Source organism: Gordonia hirsuta DSM 44140 = NBRC 16056 (assembly GCF_000333015.1).
GTDB lineage: Bacteria > Actinomycetota > Actinomycetes > Mycobacteriales > Mycobacteriaceae > Gordonia > Gordonia hirsuta.
Genome location: NZ_BANT01000038.1, coordinates 15,613 through 33,602, shown reverse-complemented (window position 1 = coordinate 33,602; position 17,990 = coordinate 15,613). Strand labels below are relative to the sequence as shown.

15 protein-coding genes are annotated in these 17,990 nt (G+C 65.3%); 6 read left to right on the top strand and 9 right to left on the bottom strand.

Features of this window, described 5'->3' with window-relative positions; all coding sequences use genetic code 11:
- Positions 1–4: 4 nt before the first annotated feature.
- From GOHSU_RS12850 to GOHSU_RS12840, 3 genes are all read right to left on the bottom strand, one after another.
- Complete coding sequence (locus GOHSU_RS12850; protein ID WP_005942429.1) at positions 5–2,407, bottom strand: DUF262 domain-containing protein; 2,403 nt, start codon at positions 2,405–2,407, stop codon at positions 5–7.
- 162 nt (positions 2,408–2,569) lie between these two features.
- A complete protein-coding gene (locus GOHSU_RS12845) occupies positions 2,570–5,659 on the bottom strand; it encodes a DEAD/DEAH box helicase (RefSeq protein ID WP_005942427.1) in 3,090 nt (1,029 codons plus the stop codon).
- Between the two features lie 49 nt (positions 5,660–5,708).
- Positions 5,709–5,960 (bottom strand): hypothetical protein, encoded by a 252-nt coding sequence (locus GOHSU_RS12840; RefSeq protein WP_005942423.1) that lies wholly within the window; start codon positions 5,958–5,960, stop codon positions 5,709–5,711.
- Positions 5,961–6,111: 151 nt separating this feature from the next.
- Between GOHSU_RS12840 and GOHSU_RS12835 the strand changes: the two genes are divergently transcribed.
- Positions 6,112–7,377, top strand: coding sequence for a nucleoside triphosphate pyrophosphohydrolase (locus GOHSU_RS12835; RefSeq protein ID WP_005942421.1), 1,266 nt, complete (start codon positions 6,112–6,114; stop codon positions 7,375–7,377).
- 104 nt (positions 7,378–7,481) lie between these two features.
- Here the strand turns inward: GOHSU_RS12835 and GOHSU_RS12830 are convergent, their stop codons facing one another.
- The 5 genes from GOHSU_RS12830 to GOHSU_RS12810 form a co-directional block, all read right to left on the bottom strand.
- A complete protein-coding gene (locus GOHSU_RS12830) occupies positions 7,482–8,456 on the bottom strand; it encodes an alpha/beta hydrolase family protein (protein WP_005942418.1) in 975 nt (324 codons plus the stop codon).
- The gene (locus tag GOHSU_RS12825; protein ID WP_162138716.1) at positions 8,456–9,319 is read right to left on the bottom strand and encodes an ABC transporter substrate-binding protein; all 864 of its coding nucleotides are present in this window, start codon (positions 9,317–9,319) and stop codon (positions 8,456–8,458) included. Before GOHSU_RS12825 ends, GOHSU_RS12830 begins: the two co-directional genes overlap by 1 nt.
- 70 nt (positions 9,320–9,389) lie before the next feature.
- Positions 9,390–10,514, bottom strand: coding sequence for an SRPBCC family protein (locus GOHSU_RS12820; protein ID WP_005942414.1), 1,125 nt, complete (start codon positions 10,512–10,514; stop codon positions 9,390–9,392).
- Positions 10,511–11,731, bottom strand: a complete 1,221-nt coding sequence (locus GOHSU_RS12815; RefSeq protein WP_024332958.1) for an oxygenase MpaB family protein — start codon at positions 11,729–11,731, stop codon at positions 10,511–10,513. Before GOHSU_RS12815 ends, GOHSU_RS12820 begins: the two co-directional genes overlap by 4 nt.
- Positions 11,732–11,763: 32 nt before the next feature.
- Complete coding sequence (locus tag GOHSU_RS12810) at positions 11,764–12,372, bottom strand: TetR/AcrR family transcriptional regulator (protein WP_029760114.1); 609 nt, start codon at positions 12,370–12,372, stop codon at positions 11,764–11,766.
- Between the two features lie 101 nt (positions 12,373–12,473).
- Here GOHSU_RS12810 and GOHSU_RS12805 point away from each other — a divergent pair, with 101 nt between their 5' ends.
- The 5 genes from GOHSU_RS12805 (at position 12,474) to GOHSU_RS12785 (ending at position 16,654) form a co-directional block, all read left to right on the top strand.
- On the top strand, positions 12,474–13,223 hold the full coding sequence (locus GOHSU_RS12805; protein WP_005942407.1) for a lytic transglycosylase domain-containing protein: 750 nt from the start codon (positions 12,474–12,476) through the stop codon (positions 13,221–13,223).
- A 63-nt stretch (positions 13,224–13,286) separates the two neighbouring features.
- Complete coding sequence (eno, locus tag GOHSU_RS12800; protein ID WP_005942403.1) at positions 13,287–14,564, top strand: phosphopyruvate hydratase; 1,278 nt, start codon at positions 13,287–13,289, stop codon at positions 14,562–14,564.
- Positions 14,565–14,727: 163 nt separating this feature from the next.
- Positions 14,728–15,213, top strand: coding sequence for an FtsB family cell division protein (locus GOHSU_RS12795; protein ID WP_005942400.1), 486 nt, complete (start codon positions 14,728–14,730; stop codon positions 15,211–15,213).
- A complete protein-coding gene (locus tag GOHSU_RS12790) occupies positions 15,210–15,725 on the top strand; it encodes a DUF501 domain-containing protein (protein ID WP_005942397.1) in 516 nt (171 codons plus the stop codon). Before GOHSU_RS12795 ends, GOHSU_RS12790 begins: the two co-directional genes overlap by 4 nt.
- On the top strand, positions 15,722–16,654 hold the full coding sequence (locus GOHSU_RS12785) for a Ppx/GppA phosphatase family protein (protein WP_005942395.1): 933 nt from the start codon (positions 15,722–15,724) through the stop codon (positions 16,652–16,654). Before GOHSU_RS12790 ends, GOHSU_RS12785 begins: the two co-directional genes overlap by 4 nt.
- Here the strand turns inward: GOHSU_RS12785 and GOHSU_RS12780 are convergent.
- Complete coding sequence (locus GOHSU_RS12780; RefSeq protein ID WP_005942393.1) at positions 16,647–17,981, bottom strand: trimethylamine monooxygenase; 1,335 nt, start codon at positions 17,979–17,981, stop codon at positions 16,647–16,649. The genes GOHSU_RS12785 and GOHSU_RS12780 overlap by 8 nt on opposite strands.
- Positions 17,982–17,990 lie beyond the last annotated feature (9 nt).

Here is a 17,990-nt window from a genome sequence, read left to right as displayed (position 1 = left end):
GTGACTACGTGAGTGCCTCCAGTAGTCGCGCAAGTGAACCGTCAAGCAGTCGCGAGTGGACCTGACCGGGCATCAGAGGCTCGACCTGGAGAAGAAGGGATAGAGCAGCCAGCAGATGCTCGTCGTCCGCAGAGTCTATGAAGTCGGCCGTCATCACCTCTGGGACGCTACGGCCGTCTAACTGGTGTTGAGGGTTGTCAACAGTGAACGTTCTTGCAGATTGTGCGAATTCGTTCCGGATGTCCGATGTCGCTTCGCTTGTCGCTGAAGTGTTTTCGAATTCGCTAAACGGTGCCACGAATTTGGTAATTTCGGCATAGCGTCCGACAGGCGGATCTGCGTCGTCGAACTCTTTAGTGGCGGGTTTCGCGCCAAGCACAAATAGCAGATCATCCGGGTCCAGTCCGAGATGTGCAAAGACTCTCCGGAGAATAGCAACGCGAGCATCGGTTGTATTGTGCGTATTGATATGCAACCCGGGGACAACTTCAGAAAAGTACTTCGGTGAGGAAGTGCCGAGGCTCAGTCCCGATTCGTCTACTGCCAGCGCAAAGATCCGTTCACGGTGGTCGGCCAGAAGCTCCCGGACCACCTGAATAACAGTCTCCGCCCAGCTTGCGACGGTTCTGTGTGAGCTCCCAAGTTCAAACGCCGAAATTGTTCGCCCTGTAAATGAACCATCGTCACTCATTGGTTCTGTTGGCATTGGCTCCACCGCCAACTCGAAATCCGTTTCTGGCATAGGCCAGTACCCCAGTGCGGCGGAAGCTAAGCGCTTGCTTCTCGTTCGAAGCTGTTCGACGCCCCAAGAATCCGACTCCCGCATCTCCTTGTTTAAGCGGTAAGGAGTTGCATCAAAGCCGTTTTCGCATGATTTCTTTTCGTTAAACGACGAGTTTGAGTAGCTGGAGTTGTAGCCTGTCACGGTCAGATTGCCAATTCTATTCAGCCACGTAGAATGAATCTCGTCCGCATCCGACCCGAGGCTATTCCTCCAAGAGTTGGTCAAAGTTCGGGGCATGACGTGCTCAGTGCTAAGGGTCTGATATTCGAGTCTTCTCGCGATATCGACTCCGTCGCTTGAGTCTGTGTTCTCGAGGCATTCGAAAACGTACCCTCGCATTGTCGGCGGTATCTTGTAAAAATTTCTGCTTTCAAACGCCTCTCGAAATTCATCGTCGCGGGGAAAGCGCCCGGATCCGGTCTCGCGCCGGGTGAGTAGGTAGGTCAGAACATCGACGAAGTGTGCTTCGTTGCTTACAAGCTTGGCGACGTCACCGTAAAGTGTCGCGAAGATCTTGTTCAGTCCATGTGTAGGAACCTCGCACGTAAATCTACGGAAGAGATACACATCGATGATTGTAATTATCCTGTGAAGATCCTCTCCTGAGATTCGCCCCTCTTCGAAGTCAGCGAGTACGGGCATGAGAAACGGTAGCGCAACGTCGCGACGCATCAGATTGAACCGTGTGAGTCGTTGATCAGTGCCGGCGTGGCCCGTATTTGAAGACTCGATCTGTTTCGAAAATTCGGAATACGCACGCATATCGGCGAGGATGTCATCGATGGGCCGACCGGAAGACTTCTGATAGGCGCGAAACGTATCGTACAATCTGTCGCGACGGGGTGTCTTGCGGGTCCTCGAGATTAGGTAACTTCGAATGAAGGTGTCGGTTTCATAGTCGACGTTCTCCTCTACTCTGTTCCAGTAATTCTCGTAAAGCAGTTCCTGCTTTTTGGCAGGAAGGCCCATCAGGACAATATTCCGAATTTTATCCGCTTCGCTGAGCTCAAGGCCGGTGGAATTCAGGCTTTCGAAGATTCTTTGAGGGTCATCCTGCTTTTCGAGGTCAAGGACCATTACCTCAAGTCTTTGAATGGCATCCCACAGTTGGTCGCCAGTTAACTCGCCTTCGGCGATCCTGGACATAAAGTATCGATAGTTGGCTGTGACATTCGAGTCCTCGAGAAGTGCTTCGTCTCCACTGAGGAGGCGTCGGTACGCGTCGTTGTCGTTCTTAACCGGTTTTAGTTTGAACTTGGCTTCCTGGCCTTGATCGGCTAGTTCTAGATAGTTACTTCTTATCTTTGGTCCGAGGCGTGGGTCCTTTTTGGAGGTGACAATCCCGGATGAAAGTGAATTGACGAGCGCTAGCATCAGAAGACTTGTGGTCGTGAGGCGCTGCTGGCCGTCGATGACGACGTATGTAAATGAGTCCTCTGGGTTACCGACGACAGCGCCGAAAAAATGTGTTTCACGATTGGTCCGAGTCAACTCGACAAGGTCATCATAAAGGCGACGACATTGTGATTCTCCCCAGTCATAGTTTCGTTGATAGACGGGGATGAGCAGTTGCTTGCTATTGCCGTCGAAGACGGAGTAAATCCGTCGGATGTTGCCCTTCACTGGAGTCCTTCGTGCTCGAGCTCATATTTTAGTTAGACCGTACTGGATGGCTCCGACGACATGTCAAAGGCTGATCGACTCGGGCTGGAAGAGCGGAGCGATGTTGTGTAGGAGGTGCGTCCGGTGTGCGAGCTGGGGACAGTCTAAACCTCATGGAGGGTGCTATCCGCTGGCAGTCTTCGCTTCGTTGAACAACTCGGCCGGCATGGGATTATCCAGGCGCCATGTGATGGCGATGGGGCGCTCACCCTCGTGGCTGACGATGGTGGCCGGGCCCAGGAACGTGAATGGCATGGGTCCCAAGTCGTCGGTTTTGTGCGTGCGTGCAAACAAGAGCACAGTGCTTCCGCCGGTGACGTAACGCCGGCCAGTTGGAGAGTCCAAGCTGGTCGTCGACTGTGATTCCCAATGGAACAAGGTGCGGCTGATGGGATAGTCGCGATACATAGTCGAAGGTGAGAACCCAGCCTCGGACTTCACCAGGGTCACCAGCAGTACGTCGACATCCAGGTGCTTGAGATGTTTGACGCCTTCGCGAAAGTAGGAAGGCGGCGAGGCCAGGGTTGCTTCGCCGAGCGCCGCCAGAATCTCTTCACGGTTATAGCGTGCGTGGATACGAAGAGGTACTTCAGACAGACGCTCGGGGAGCGGCAAGGTGGCGGTGCGACTGTCCGCGAACGCGATGTCTGTGATGCTGGCGATTTCCTCTGGGATGAGGGCTTCGTTGCGCACGAGGGTGAGGCCTTCGGCGTAGCTCGCTAGGCTGCCGCCGGTCGGCCAGAGGTTGAAAATAAGCATGCGGGCAACGGTTTGCTCGAACGGGGAGAGCTCATCGTAGTCGATCGGGTGAGGGCCGATGAGCTTATTGAAAACGCTGACGCGGATGGGGTCATCGACGTGGGCAAAGGCCCGCATCCGTTTGGCAAGTTGTTGCTCGAGCTCGGTGGCGTCGCCGGCGTGGATCCCTGCGGCACGCTGCAGTTGAGTCCACGATCCGCGATTGCTGCCTGGCTTCAGGACGTCGGATAGTCCGAAGCCGGTGTCCTCGAGGTACTGCCGGAGGGATGTTCCACCGGTATTGCGGAGGTCGGTAACCATGTCGCGCCAGCGTGCACGTAGTTGCTGCTTCAGATTCGTGAGAACGGACTTCTGGGACTGTTCATCGAACACAATTCGGCAACCCGGCGGGACGAACGGGAACTCGTTGCTGGTGTCGGTTTCGAGGTCACGTCGCTTCCGGCCGGTCATTGCATGCAAGCGCAGGTCCCAACGGAACTCGTCGCGTTGCGCTCCGACGAAGTCCAAGACGGTGAGAACTGGCTTGTCGGGAGTTGTTCGAAGGCCTCGTCCGAGCTGTTGCAGGAAGACGGTCACGCTTTCGGTGGGGCGAAGCATCAAGATGGTGTCGACCTCTGGGATGTCGAGCCCCTCGTTGAAGACATCGACAGAGAAGAGGATGTTCACGTCGCCCTTCCGCAGCGCGGCGACAGACTGCTCTCGCTCGCCTTGCGGGGTTGCTCCGGTCACGACGTCTGCAGTGATCCCGGCTGCATTGAAACGATCGGACATGTATTTGGCGTGTTGTACCGAAACACAGAAGCCCAATCCGCGCATCTGGTGAGGATTGATCAGCTTGTCGCGCACAGCATGCAGGATGACGCGGGCCCGCGAGTCGTCGGCGGTGTAGAGGCGCTCCAACTCGGCGGCTTCGTAGGCTCCCCGACGCCAGGTCAGCTGAGTGAGGTCGGTTCCATCCGCGATGCCGAAGTAGTGGAACGGACAAAGTAACTCGGCAGCGAGCGCATCCCAAAGGCGCAACTCTGTTGCGATCCTGCCGCCGAAGAACTGGCGAACGTCGACTCCGTCTGCTCGCTCTGGTGTAGCGGTGAGTCCGAGCAGCTCATCGGGCGCAAGGTGCTCTGTGATTCGTCGATAGGTGCCGGCTTGCGCATGATGAAACTCGTCGATGATGACGACGGAGAAGTGGTCCGGTGGAACGTTGTGAACCCCGTACGACGTGAGGGACTGAACGCTGGCGAAGACGTGGTCCCAACGTTCGGGGCGGTGGCCGTCAACATAGAGCTCACCAAAGTTGGGATCGGACAGTACCTCACGGAAAGTCCGGAGAGCCTGAGTCAGAATCTCGCGCCGGTGGGCAACAAAGAGCAGCCGAGGTGTATGCCCGGCTTCGCGTGAAAGATGCCGGTAGTCGAGTGCCGCGAGGACTGTCTTTCCTGTACCGGTCGCGGCTACCACCAAGTTCCAGTGACGGTCGTGAACGGCGCGCTCAGCCCAGATGTCTTCGAGCATTGCCTGCTGGAAGGGGTAGGGGCGGACTTCCAGTCCCGACAAATTGACGGTGAGGTTCGTGCTGCTGGTTTTCCCTGCTGCCTCAGCGAGTGCATCGTCCAGGCGGTCGCGGTCCCGGCCCGGATCATATTCCTCGAACGAAGGGTCTTCGTTCCAGTAGGTGTCGAAGGTCGACTGGAATCGGTCAAGCAGGCTCGGCGTTGCGACTCGCGACAGACGCACGTTCCACTCCACACCATCGATCAGCGCCGCGTTGGAGAGGTTCGATGAGCCGATGTAGGCGGTGTCGAAACCGCTGCTACGTCGAAACATCCAGGCCTTGGCATGCAGTCGAGTTCGAAGGGCGTCGTACTGGACCATCACCTCGGCACCGTAGTCGTTAACGAGCCGATCCAGTGTCTGTCGCTCGGTGGAACCGAGATACGTGGTGGTGATGACTCGCAGTCGCTTGCCGGTAGCAGCTAACTCCCTGAGCTGGGGTTCGAGTAGGCGAACGCCGCTCCAGCGGATGAAGGCGCAGACCAGGTCTACTGAGTCTGCGGAGGCCATTTCAGCAGGTAGTTCATGCCCTATCGACGGCTCTCCGTTTCCCGCGTTTGTGAGGAGCGCAACTTCTGACAGAGGTGTGGTTGGTCGGACTGATGTGCGGTCATGGGCCCCCGGTGCGCTCTCCCTGTGCAGTCGCAACAGCTGCCTGGGTGGACGGGAGATGTTCTCGTGTGGAGCATCGAGTAGTTGGATGACTCTGTTCGCCACCGCAATGCGATCATCGGCGTCCTTGAGTGCGGTCAGGTGCTGGGCCACGATGTTGCCCACGTGGCGGGCAAAGACGTGAGGCTGATCGATCTTCTCGACATCCCCAAAACTGGCGAGAAGATCCGTTTCCTGCAAGCTCTGGCGCACGCGCTCGGTGACGAGCTCCTCGAATATCCCCTCGTGCATGGTCACAGTCTGGCATCTCGCCCTCTTGGTAGTGGGTAAGGGACGATGCTCAGCACCCCCAGGCGAACTCGACACCGACCAGCTCTGGTTGCGAGTCACACACCGTCACCTCGGCGAAGTATGCGGCGTCCTTGTCGATGGCCTTCCCATCTCCCGTATGCGGAAAGACGTGGTCATCAGCCCACTCGTTGAGCTCTGTCGGAGTGGCAATGGGAGGGGGTGGGGCCATGAGGGTTTCTAGTTGGACATGCGGTTCATCGTCGTAAACATCGACGAACCTGAACGTGATCGGCACAGTCATGGCGCACATACTGCTTCGCAGCTCCGACAACCGCACAGCGTATTGGCTGCCACGAGCGCCCGATGGGTATTGAAGCCTTGTTGAACCTCCTGGCTGACATCTGCCACCAAGTAAGGTTCATGCCGAGCTGTTTCGACTCGGAGGTGTCCCTATGCCCGTGATCCTGCTGGATCCTGCGCTGCCCGATCTGATCCCGGTGCGTGCGGTCGCCGCGATGACCGGCCACGTGTACGTCACCGAGGACGTGAACCCTTCGCTGCTGTGGAATCTGCCGTCGTACGAGTTCGCCGGCATCGGCAGCGATCTGCCGTTCGGCGCCGTGGTTCTGTCGTCCGACAGAAACCATCCTGTTGTGCGCCAGCAGCTTTCGCGTGGCGACGAGTTGATCGCCGGCGACACGGTACCGGGTACCAGGTTGCTGGCGGCGGTCGCGCTGATGGACCGGTTGCGGCGCACCGGCCCGTGGGAGGGCAGGCAGACGCACGACTCGCTGCGGCGCTACCTCCTGGAGGAGGCCTACGAGCTGCTCGACGCCATCGACGGCAACGACTCGGCTGAGTTGCAGTCCGAGTTGGGCGACCTGCTGTTGCAGGTGCTGTTCCACGCGCGGATCGCCGAAGACGCCGCCGACGGCTCCTTCGGTATCGACGACGTCGCCCAGAGCTTCATCGACAAGGTGTCCTACCGCACACCCGGGGTGCTCGCGGGTGAGCACGCGGATCTGGAACGGCAGATCCGCGAGTGGGAGGAGCGCAAGGCCGCCGAACGCAACCGGGGGAGTGTCCTCGACGGAATCGTCACAACCCAACCGGTGCTGGCACTGACCCAGAAGCTCTTCGAACGACTCGCCAGCGCCGACTTCCCGCGCGACGCGGTGAGTCCGTCGCTGACCCGGATCGACATCCCGTTCCGCAAGCACGCCCGCGATAGCGCCGAAGATGTGCAGCGGCGCGCGGTGCTGAGCCTGATGAATCAGGTCTACGAGGCCGAGCGGGACGCTGCAGCCGACGGTGTGGTGCCGCGCCACGAGAGTGTGTGGCGCAAGTATCTGGGGATGTCGTACGACGAAGACGCCGACTCCGACTCCGACTCCGACTCCGACTCCGACGCCGACGTCGCAGATCAGCCCGCCGCGGACGACGACCACGAGCACACCAATCCGTGGGCGCAGGAGTGGACTAACGGCGGCGCCGCTCCCGGGGCCACGCACGACATCCGGCACGACTTCGACCACGAATACGACCACGAGCAGGGGGCCGCGCGTTTCCCCGAGGTCGAGGACTTCCCCGGTCCGCCACCGCCGATCGCCACCGTCGACGCCGATCCGATCGGCGCCGGCGAGCGTGAGATCGAAGTGGTCTACGGCGAAAAGGTGCCGCGGATGGTCGTCCGCAGCGAGTGGGACGACGAGGACTGACGCGGACCCCGCGCGTTGTGCGGTACGCGGGTGGCTGCTGCTCGTCCGTGCGTCCTGGAAGCGGTCAGGTTTGGCCCTGCCGGCGTCCGGTCGTGCCAGCGGGTTCAGTCGTGCGCGCGCTGAGCGGCGCGGCTGACCGTCTCGATCACCCGCATGAACTCCGGCCGGGCCGGGTCGACGATGGAGACGTGGTTGGCGCCGTCGAGCAGGACGAAGGTGCCCGCTCCGCCGGCCCGGTGGACCGCGTCGACGTAGTTGCGGGAGACCACCGCCGGCACCACGTGATCGTTGCCGCCGGCCATCGCGATGATCGGCGTATCCGGGTCGATGTTCTGGATCGGGTCCACCGAGGTGTAGCGCTGCGGCACCTGGTCGGGGGTGCCGCCGAGCGCCCTGACGATGTTCTGATCGCCCATCGACACCGCCGTGCGCATATCGAGGGGGCCGGCCAGGGAGACGACGCTGGTGGGCCGGTACTTCGGTTTCGCGCCGACCTCGTCGTCGTCCAGCTTGTGGCGGGTACCCGCCCACATCGCCAGCTGGCCGCCGGCCGAATGCCCCACCACCACCGCGTCGGTCAGGTCGATCGCCGGATTGTCCCGGCCGATCTCCGGGAGGTAGTCGATCGCGGCGGCCACATCGGCGAAGGTCTGCGGGTAGCCGCCGCCGGAACCGACCCGGCGGTATTCGACGTTGGCCACGGCCAGGCCGCGTTCGGCCAGGCGCCGGGCGAAGGTCACGAAGACGTCCGCGCCGATCTGCGATTGCCAGGCACCGCCGTGGATCAGCACCACCAGCGGCACCGAACCGTCCGGCAGATCGTCGCCCTTGGGCAGGAACAGGTCGACCCAATTCTGGTCGTTGTCGCCGTGCCCCTGCGCGACCGGATAGGCGTATCGCTTGGCATCGATGTTCGACGAGGCAATCACCTCGGCGAAGGCCTCCGGTGCCTCCTCGGCGGCGATCGGAGTGGGCGGCGGCTCGGCGGTCCCGCTCTCGGTGGTCGAGCAGCCCGCAGCCAGCGCGACGGTGGCGACCGCGGCGACGGCGGCGAGCCACCGGCGGTGTGCGGCGGCCATCAGCTGGTGGCCCCGTTGATCAGGGAGGTGGTGATCAGCCCGCCCTCCAGGCCCCATTTCTGCGCGATCTGCGCCAGCTCGCCGTCGTCGATCAGCCGTTGCACCGACTGTTGCAGCACCGGCCCCAGGGACGATCCCTTGGCGACCGCCAGCCCGTACGGCGCGGTGTCGAAGGCGGCGCCGACCGGGGCGACCCGGTCCTGCGAGGTCCTCGCCAGGTACAGGATCGCCGGGGAGTCGGCGGAGACCGCATCGACCTGCTGATCGGCCAGCGCCTCGACGGCCTGCGCGATCGTGTCGAAACCGACGATCTCGATGGCCTCCTCGCCGACATCGGTGCAGGCGGTGCTCTTGGCGGGCAGTTCGGTGGTGAACTGGACGGTGCCGCGTTCGGCGCCGACGCGCATGCCGCAGGAGTCGGCCGGGTCGACGGTGGCCCCGATGCGCGCCGCCCACTGGGTACCGGCGCTGAAGTAGGTCACCATGTCGACCTGCTGCTGGCGGGCGACGGTGTCGAACAGGCCGCGCACCGCGAGGTCGTACTCGCCGCCGACCACTCCGGGCAGCAGCTCCGGGAACGGCCCCTGCTGGAAGTCGGTCTGCACGCCCAGCTCGGCGGCGATCGCCTCGAGCAGATCGACGTCGAAACCGGTCAGCCGATCGTTGCCGTCCCGGAACTCCATCGGCGGGAACGGGGAGCTGGTCCCGATGACGAGCCTGCCCGAATCGCGCACCTTGGCCGGCAGCTCGGACCGCACGGCGGCCGGACCCTCACCCGAATCGCCGGACGAACACGCGGTCAGCGCCGCCACCGGCAGAATCACCGCCGCGGTCAGGGCTGCCCACCGTCGTCGCCATCGCATGCCCACCATGATCGAGGATCGGTGGTGTGTTCGCGGACGTATGGCCGATCCGCGCAGGCTTGCGCGCTGATCAGCGCACGCTGACGGCAGCGGCGGCCGAGGCGAAGGCCGTCAGCCGCTGCCGGCCCACGTGAAAGCCCTGGCGGCCCAGCAGATCATCGCGGACCTGCGGGTGGACCCGGGTGGCGATCGGCGTCCACCACGGTTTGTGGCTGCGCGGCAGCTCGGCCAGCAGCCGGTCCGAGGCCGCGCTGAACACCGGTGCCAGCCGCAGGTAGTCGGGCCGGAACTCGCGCAGATCGCGGTCGGGGTAGCGGTCGCGGTGCACCTGCGCCAGCGCGCGCGGGAGGTCGTCGTCGATGTGGGCGCTCACTCCGGCCAGCAGCCCGCGGATCACCGGCCGCTCGGGATGGGCGCGATCCTCCCGTTCGCACAGCGACCAGGCACGCTGCCAGGCCGCGCTCGGGGTGTCGCCGTCCTCGTAGCGCTGCAGATTCTCGGTATAGAACCGGTCGAAGACGGGGATCAGCGCCAGCAGCCAGTCCGGATTGCGCAGCCCCTGAACGTTGAGCATCTCGGTGGTCACGTACTGGTACACCCGGGCGAACCACACCTTGGGATCGTCGTCGGCGGCGAACCGGTCGGCGATCGCGGTCTGCCCGCGCAGTGCCTGCACCGCCGGAACCCGCAGTGCCGCAAGCTCGTCGGCGGTCGGTGCCCCGGGCCGGTCGGCCGCCGGTCCGGGGTCCGGCACGTCGGCCTCGGCCGCCGCGATCCTCTCCAGGGCGTTCAGGGATTCGCCGACCTGCCGGCCGATCACACGAGCGAGCACCCGGGACAGTCCGCCGGCCACCTGCAGCCGCACCGTCCAGGTGAGTCGGCAACCGCGGGGCCGCGCCTCCAGGCGCTGCTCCCCGCGATGCTCGAGCAGCAGCGGCCCGCCGTCGTACACCCGGTAGACGAACCGGTACGGGTACTCGGTCAGCTCGACCACCTCGCGCAGCCGGGCCCGGCCGCGGGGCAGGGTGACCGTCCGCAGGGCGCCGACCGCGTCGGGCCGCTCGCCGATCCCGTTGTCGGACAGCCTGATCGGGGCGGTGGACCAGCGGTTCATCTGCGCCGGGTCGGTGAGCAGCCGCCAGGCGGTGGCCGGCGAACAGTCCAGATCGCGGATATGGCTGAACGAGGCGCTCACGCCACGGTATCCAGGGTGTCGGTGTCGGCCCGGTGGTAGCGCTTACCCAGGTCCACCTTCGACAGGTCCAGGCCGAGCCGGGAGGTCACCAGGCGCAGTTCGCGCCGGGCGACGGTCCGGTCCGAGCCGAGCAGGCCGAGGCCGCGCAGCAGTTCGCGGGAGCGGACCATCGGCCGGGCCAGCACCACCAGATGGTGCAGCGGGGTGGGCCGCAGACCGATCGCCACGGCCACATCCGGTTCCACCCAGCGGGCCGAGACGGTGGCGAAGACGGTGCGCAGGAACGGCCGGGTCAGCGTGTGCAGTGCCGCATTGAGTGGTCCGGGCAGTCCCAGATCGTGGCGGAAGCCGTCGTCGAGCAGCGCCTTGACCAGCACGCGCGCCTGCTCGTCGGGTTCCATCTGGAAGTCGATCGCCAGCTGGTAGATCGCCGTGGCGTCGTCGAAGTTGGCCGGCAGGCGCGGATCCTGGACGCCCATCACCGAGCCGATCCACCGCCACAGTTGCGTGATGGCCTCGAGTTCGGCCGGTGAATAGCGCAGCCCGAGGTCCTTGGCGACCCGCAGCGGCAACGCCAGAAAGCCGGAGGTGATGGTGAACTGGCTGTAGGTCTGGTTGATCGGCACACCCCAGGCGGCCACGTCCCAGCCCTGCCGCGCCACCAGATGGTGGCGGACCATGGCGTGCACCAACCGGATCCGCACCGTCTCCACCCAGCCGGGAGCACCGATCTCCATCATGTCCGGCGCCGTCGCCAGCGCGACCCAGCGGGCGGTGGAATAGACGCGGTCCCAGGTGCCGGTGGTCAGCCGGCCGGTCTCCACCAGCGGCCGGGTGAAACCGCGGGCCTGGTAGCCGTAGATCAGCGACTGGTACAGCGTCGACGACTGCAGGGAACCGAAACGCCACCAGGCGGCCGCACCGGCCCGCACCATCGCCGCGTCGTACCAGGGCGGCGGCGTGGTGACCGACTCGAGGAAGGCGGTCAGCGCCGGCGGCAGACCCTCGGTGTCGAAGGGGGTGTCCAGGGCGCCGACGGTCTGCTCCCACGTGCGGTCCCCGAGAGCGAAGAACTCGGCCACCACGGCATCGGCGAGGTGATCACCCACCATCAGACCTTGCGCCATCTGGTCCACGCGTTCGGGAAAGCGGGCCCGCATCTCGGGCCAGTTCCGTGCGCCGGTGATACGTGCTGCTTCTGCTGCCGTCGGCCCCATAAAAGACAGTGTGTCTATTTGTGGTCGCGGAGTCAACGATCTCCGGTGCCGGAGAATCCCGACCAGATCAGCGTGGTCAGATGGTCGACCAGTTCCTCGCGGGTCACCGTCTGGGTCCGCATCCACCAGCGCACCGCCGAGGAGACCGCACCGATCAGCCCCTGCGCCCAGGTGGCGGCCGGTGCCGGATCCAGACCGCGGGCGGTGAACCCCGCCTCCAGCACCGCCGTCACCGCGGCGGCGCCGTAAGACTCCTGGTGCGCGGCACCCTCGCCGCGCTGATCCAGCAGCCGCGCCAGCTCAGGGTTCTCCTCGAACCAGGCGGCGAGGATGTCGACGGCGGCCCGGGTCTGCTCGCGCGGGCTCGCATCGAGGGTGGCGGCCGCCTGCAGCCGGGCGACGATGGCCTCCGAATGCCGGCGGGCCAGCGCCGACAGCAGTGCCTCGCGGTCGGCGAAGGCGGCGTACACGGCCGACCGGGTCAGCCCGGCGAGCGCGGCGACCTGAGTCAGCGTCATCTGCGCACCCGAGGCGGCGATCGCCTCCTCGGCGGCGTCGAGCAGCAGCTCCCGGCGGGCCGCCGGATCCACGCCGGGACCGCGCGGTCGTCCACGTCCGCGCCGGGAAGATGTGCCGCTCACCGGGTCGAGCCTACCGGTGAGATCTGCCACGGGAACCGATCGGCGGTTTGCGGCGTTACCCCCTAGGTGTGGCAGTCTCGCCGCCAAAGGAGGTGACCGTGATGTCGGGGATGAAGGCTGTGCGCCGCGGGGTGCTCGCGCCGCTGGCGCTGATCGCCGGTGCGGTGGCCACCACGTCGTGCTTCCCGCTGCCCTGGGACAAACCGGACATCCCCCAGGACATGCCGCCGGGTCCGGGGATCCAGCAGCCCTACATCGACATCAACGCCCCCGGCCGCACCGCCGACGCGATGCGCGAGTGGGCGCAGCCGATCTCCGAGGCCACCGGCATTCCGCTCACCTCGCTGGAGGCCTACGGCAACGCCGCCGAGATCCAGCGCCAGCAGCACCCCGAATGCGGGATCTCCTGGACGACGCTGGCCGGGATCGCCGGGGTGGAGAGCAAACACGGTCAGCATCGCGGCTCCGATGTGGCCGCCAACGGTGATGTGCACCCGCGTATCCGCGGGATGGCGCTCGACGGCACCAATGGGAACATGGAGATCAAGGACACCGACGGCGGCCGCCTCGACGGCGACGCCGTCTACGACCGGGCGATGGGCCCGTTCCAGTTCATCCCCGAGACCTGGCAGCGGTTCGGCGTCGACGCCAACGGCGACGGCATCGCCGACCCGGACAACATCGACGATGCGGCCCTGTCGGCGGCGCGCTACCTGTGTGTCTCGGCCGGCGGCGATATGACCACCCCGGAAGGATGGAAGCGGGCGATCCTGACCTACAACAGCTCCATGCCGTACCTGATCCGGGTGCGCAACCACGCCAACGCCTACGCGATCAACGTTCGTTACTGAGGCGTGCAGGCCATGGCTTAGGCTTGTTGCGGTAAACACAACTTCGCGAATGGGGCTGGCACAGTGGCAATCATCGAGCAGGTAGGCGCGCGGGAGATCCTGGATTCGCGCGGAAACCCGACCGTCGAGGTCGAGGTCTTGCTGTCGGACGGCACGTTCTCGCGGGCAGCGGTTCCCTCGGGCGCCTCCACCGGTGAGCACGAGGCCGTCGAACTGCGTGACGGCGGCGACCGTTACGGCGGCAAGGGCGTCACCAAGGCGGTCAACGCCGTGCTCGACTCGCTGGCCCCCGAGGTGATCGGCGAGGACGCCGACGATCAGCGCATCGTCGACCAGATCCTGATCGACGCCGACGGCACCCCCGATAAGGGCCGCGTCGGCGCCAACGCCACCCTCGGCGTGTCCCTGGCCGTCGCCCGGGCGGCCGCCGAATCGGCCGGACTGCCTCTGTTCCGCTACGTCGGCGGCGCCAACGCGCACCTGCTGCCGGTACCGATGATGAACATCATCAACGGCGGCGAGCACGCCGACAACGGCATCGACTTCCAGGAGTTCATGATCGCGCCGATCGGTGCGCCGAGCTTCACCGAGGCGATGCGCTGGGGCACCGAGGTGTACCACTCGCTCAAGTCGGTGCTGCACAAGCAGGGCATGAGCACCGCGCTGGGTGACGAGGGCGGCTTCGCCCCGAACCTGCCCAACACCGAGGCGGCCCTGGCGGCGATCGCCGAGAGTGTGGAGAAGGCCGGTTTCACCTTCGGTTCGGACATCGCCGTGGCCCTGGACACCGCTTCCACCGAGTTCTACCGGGACGGGCTGTACCAGCTCGAGGGGAAGGGCCGCACCGCCGACGAGATGGTTGAGATCTTCCGCAAGCTGATCGCCGAGTACCCGATCGTGTCGATCGAAGACGGGCTGGCCGAGGACGACTGGGCCGGCTGGGCGACGCTGACCGAGGCCGTCGGCGATCAGGTGCAGCTGGTGGGCGACGACCTGTTCGTCACCAACCCCGAGCGTCTGGCCGAGGGCATCGAGAAGGGCATCGCCAATGCGCTGCTGGTCAAGGTGAACCAGATCGGCACCCTGACCGAGACCCTGGACGCGGTCACCATGGCGCACAATGCGGCCTACGCCACCATGATGAGCCACCGTTCCGGCGAGACCGAGGACACCACCATCGCCGACCTGGCGGTGGCCTGCGGCAGCGGTCAGATCAAGACCGGTGCGCCGGCCCGCTCGGAGCGCGTGGCCAAGTACAACCAGCTGCTGCGGATCGAAGAGGGGCTCGGTGACGCGGCTCGCTACGCGGGCGCCGAGGCGTTCCCGCGTTTCCGCGCATGAGCGTGATTAGCTAGAAGGTATGACCACGAGCGAGTCCGGGCGAGGCGGCCGGGCGCGGACGTCGGGACGGCCCGGACCCTCCCGATCGACGCGCCCCGCTGTCCGGCGACCCCGGACTCGCTCGCCTGCTCTGACCGGGACCGGATCGACCGAGCCCGGATCGGTGCAGACCGTCGATCCGGCACCGGCCGTCGACGACGCACCCCGCGAGCAGGCCGTCGACGAGCGGCCCGCGGCCCGGTCGCTGCCGATGCCCAAGGTGCTGCACCGGCTGGCCTCGGTGAACTCGCGCAAGGCCCTGACGGGACTGGTGGTGCTGGTGCTGCTGGCCCTGACGCTGGCGGTGCCCACACGCACCTACCTGTCCCAGCGCGCCGAGTTCAACCGGCTGGCCGCCGAGAACGCACAGCTCGAACGCGAGGTGGCGCACTATCAGCGGCGCGTCACCGAACTGAACGACCCGGCCTATATCGAGAATCAGGCCCGCGAGCGCCTGCAATACGTGATGCGCGGGGAGAAGCCGCTCGTGCTGAGCTACCCGGCCCGCGAGAAGGAAGCCGCGGCACAGCAGCAGGCCCGCGAATACGAAGCCAATCCCTGGTACCAGAATCTATGGGATGCGGTGTCCACACCGCCGGAGGACAAGTGAGCATCGACCCGTCCGTACTCGAGGTGATCGCCGGTCAGCTCGGCCGGCAGCCGCGGGGGGTGCTGGAAGTCAGTTACACCACCCCCGACGGAAAGCCCGCCGTGATCAAGACGGCCCCGCGCCTGCCCGACGGAACCCCGTTCCCGACGCTGTACTACCTGACCGATCCGCGGCTGACCGGAGCCTGCAGCCGCCTGGAGTCGGCCGGGGTGATGCGTGAGATGAGCGCCCGGCTGCTGACCGATCAGGAACTGGCCGACGGCTATCGCGCCGCCTACGACAGCTACCTGGCAGAACGCGATGCGATCGAATCGCTGGGCACCGACTTCGCCGGCGGCGGCATGCCCGATCGGGTCAAGTGCCTGCACGTGCTGGCCGCCCACTCGCTGGCCAAGGGTCCCGGAGTCAATCCGCTCGGCGACCAGACGGTGGCACTGCTGGCCGACCGCGAGGGATTGCGCGGTATCGCCGTACCCGCCGACTGGCCGGCCTTGATCCAGGAGCAGGCGTGACCCGGGTGGCCGCAGTCGACTGCGGCACCAACTCGATCCGGCTGCTGATCGCCGAACAGAACGGTGACGGCACCCTGACCGAACTGGCCCGCGAGATGGTGATCGTGCGGCTGGGCGAGGGGGTCGATGCCACCGGCGACTTCAAACCCGAGGCGATCGAACGCACCCGGGCGGCCCTGGCCGGGTTCGTCACGCAGATGCGGGACTTCGGCGTGCAGCGTGTCCGGATGGTCGCCACCTCGGCCACCCGCGATGCGGGTAACCGCGAGGAGTTCTTCGCGATGACCGCGCAGTTGCTCGGCCAGGTGGTGCCCGGCGCCGTCGCCGAGGTGATCTCCGGCGACGAGGAGGCGGCACTGAGCTTCACCGGCGCGGTCTCGGGTCTGAACCCGGCCGACGGTCCCTTCGTGGTGACCGATCTGGGCGGGGGAAGCACCGAACTGGTCACCGCCGACGCCGCCTACTCCGCCGACGTCGGCTGCGTCCGGGTCACCGAGCATTCGCTGCACGACGATCCGCCCACCGCCGCGCAGGTCGACGATGCCCGCGCCTTCGTGGCGCAGCGGCTGGCCCCGGCGTTCGAGGGGGTGCCGGTGGCCGGGGCGCGCACCTGGGTGGGGGTGGCCGGCACACTGACCACGCTGGGCGCGCTGGACCTGGGGCTGGACGAGTACGACCCGGTGGCGATCCACCTGTCGCGGCATCGTCTGGCCGACATCGAGCGCATCTGCGCTGAACTGGTCGCCGCACCCCGGGAGACACGAGCCGCACTGGGGCCCATGCACCCGGGGCGCGTCGATGTGATCGCCGGCGGGGCGCTGGTGACGGCGGCGCTGGCGCGCGAGCTGGCCGCCCGCGCCGGAATCGAGGAACTCGTCGTCTCCGAGCACGACATCCTCGACGGCATCGCCGCCGGGCTGGTCAGCTGAGGTAGCGCTCCAGGCTGTCGTCGAGCTCCTTCATCCACGGCGTGTGGTGCGGGATGCTCTGCGTTCCGGTCATCACCGAGGTGTAGGTGTAGTCCCGGTAGTTCATGATGTCGGCGGCCTTATCGCGCATCCACGCCAGGAAGATCTCCACCACACCGTCGACGTCGAACGAGGGATAGTCGGTCCGGTCGATCAGGTCCTGGACGTAGTCGCCCTGGAAACGGATCTCGTCGTCGTAGTCGGCGATCGCCTCGAAGCGTGCCTTCCAGCGGGCCATCGACTCGGCGCGCTCGGCCGGATCCGGCATCGGGATGCGGCCCAGGATCATGTCGCGGACGTACCAGGCCTGTGCGTCGAACATGTTGAACGTGAACCACTGGTCCTGGGCGCCGACGTAGAACAGCTTCGGGTTGGCGTCCCACACCACACCCTTGTACAGCCCCTCGGGGTAGACGTTGTTGGGCGAGTCCAGGCTCAGCTCTTCGGGCAGGAACGGATACTTGTGCAGGTATCCGGTGCAGAAGATCACCGCGTCGACCTCCTTGGAGGTGCCGTCGGCGAAGTGGGCGGTCTCGTTCTCGAACCGCACCACCGACGGGCGCTCCTCGAAACGGTCCGGCCAGTCGTAGCCCATGGGGCTGGTGCGGTAGGACGCGGTCACCGATGCCGCACCCATCTTGTAAGCCTGGCTGCCGATGTCCTCGGCAGAGTAGCTCGAGCCGATCACCAGCAGGTGCTTATCGCGCAGCCCTTCGGCGCCGCGGAAGTCGTGTGCGTGCATCACCGGACCACCGAAGGTCTCGATGCCCGGGAACGACGGGAAGTTCGGGAACGAGAAGTGGCCGCTGGCGACGATCACGTAGTCGAACTCCTGCGAGGAGTCCTTTCCGGTCGGCAGGTGGGCGCTGGTGACGGTGAACTTCTCGGTGTTCTCGTCGTAGCTGACCCAGCGCACGGCGGTCTCGAAACGGATGTACTGGCGGACCTCGCTGCGGGCGACCCGGCCGGCGATGTAGTCCCACAGCACGGGGCGGGGCGGGTACGACGAGATCGGCCGGCCGAAGTGCTCGTCGAAGCTGTAGTCAGCGAATTCCAGGCCCTCCTTGGGGCCGTTGGACCACAGGTTGCGGTACATGCTGGAGTGGACCGGCTCACCGTACTCGTCCAGTCCGGTGCGCCAGGTGAAATTCCACTGGCCACCCCAGTCGGACTGCTTCTCGAAGCACACCAGATCGGGAACATCTTCTCCGGTTTCACGAGCCGCTTCGAACGCCCGCAGAACCGCCAGACCACTGGGTCCGGCACCGATAATCGCTACTGAAGACAAGGGCAAACC

Coding starts and splice junctions, on each gene's coding strand:
- GOHSU_RS12840 (WP_005942423.1), bottom strand. CDS start 5,960: ATGACTGTGCCGATCACGTTCAGGTTCGTCGATGTTTACGACGATGAA.
- GOHSU_RS12825 (WP_162138716.1), bottom strand. CDS start 9,319: ATGCGATGGCGACGACGGTGGGCAGCCCTGACCGCGGCGGTGATTCTG.
- GOHSU_RS12835 (WP_005942421.1), top strand. CDS start 6,112: ATGCCCGTGATCCTGCTGGATCCTGCGCTGCCCGATCTGATCCCGGTG.
- GOHSU_RS12805 (WP_005942407.1), top strand. CDS start 12,474: ATGTCGGGGATGAAGGCTGTGCGCCGCGGGGTGCTCGCGCCGCTGGCG.
- GOHSU_RS12830 (WP_005942418.1), bottom strand. CDS start 8,456: ATGGCCGCCGCACACCGCCGGTGGCTCGCCGCCGTCGCCGCGGTCGCC.
- GOHSU_RS12845 (WP_005942427.1), bottom strand. CDS start 5,659: ATGCACGAGGGGATATTCGAGGAGCTCGTCACCGAGCGCGTGCGCCAG.
- GOHSU_RS12815 (WP_024332958.1), bottom strand. CDS start 11,731: ATGGGGCCGACGGCAGCAGAAGCAGCACGTATCACCGGCGCACGGAAC.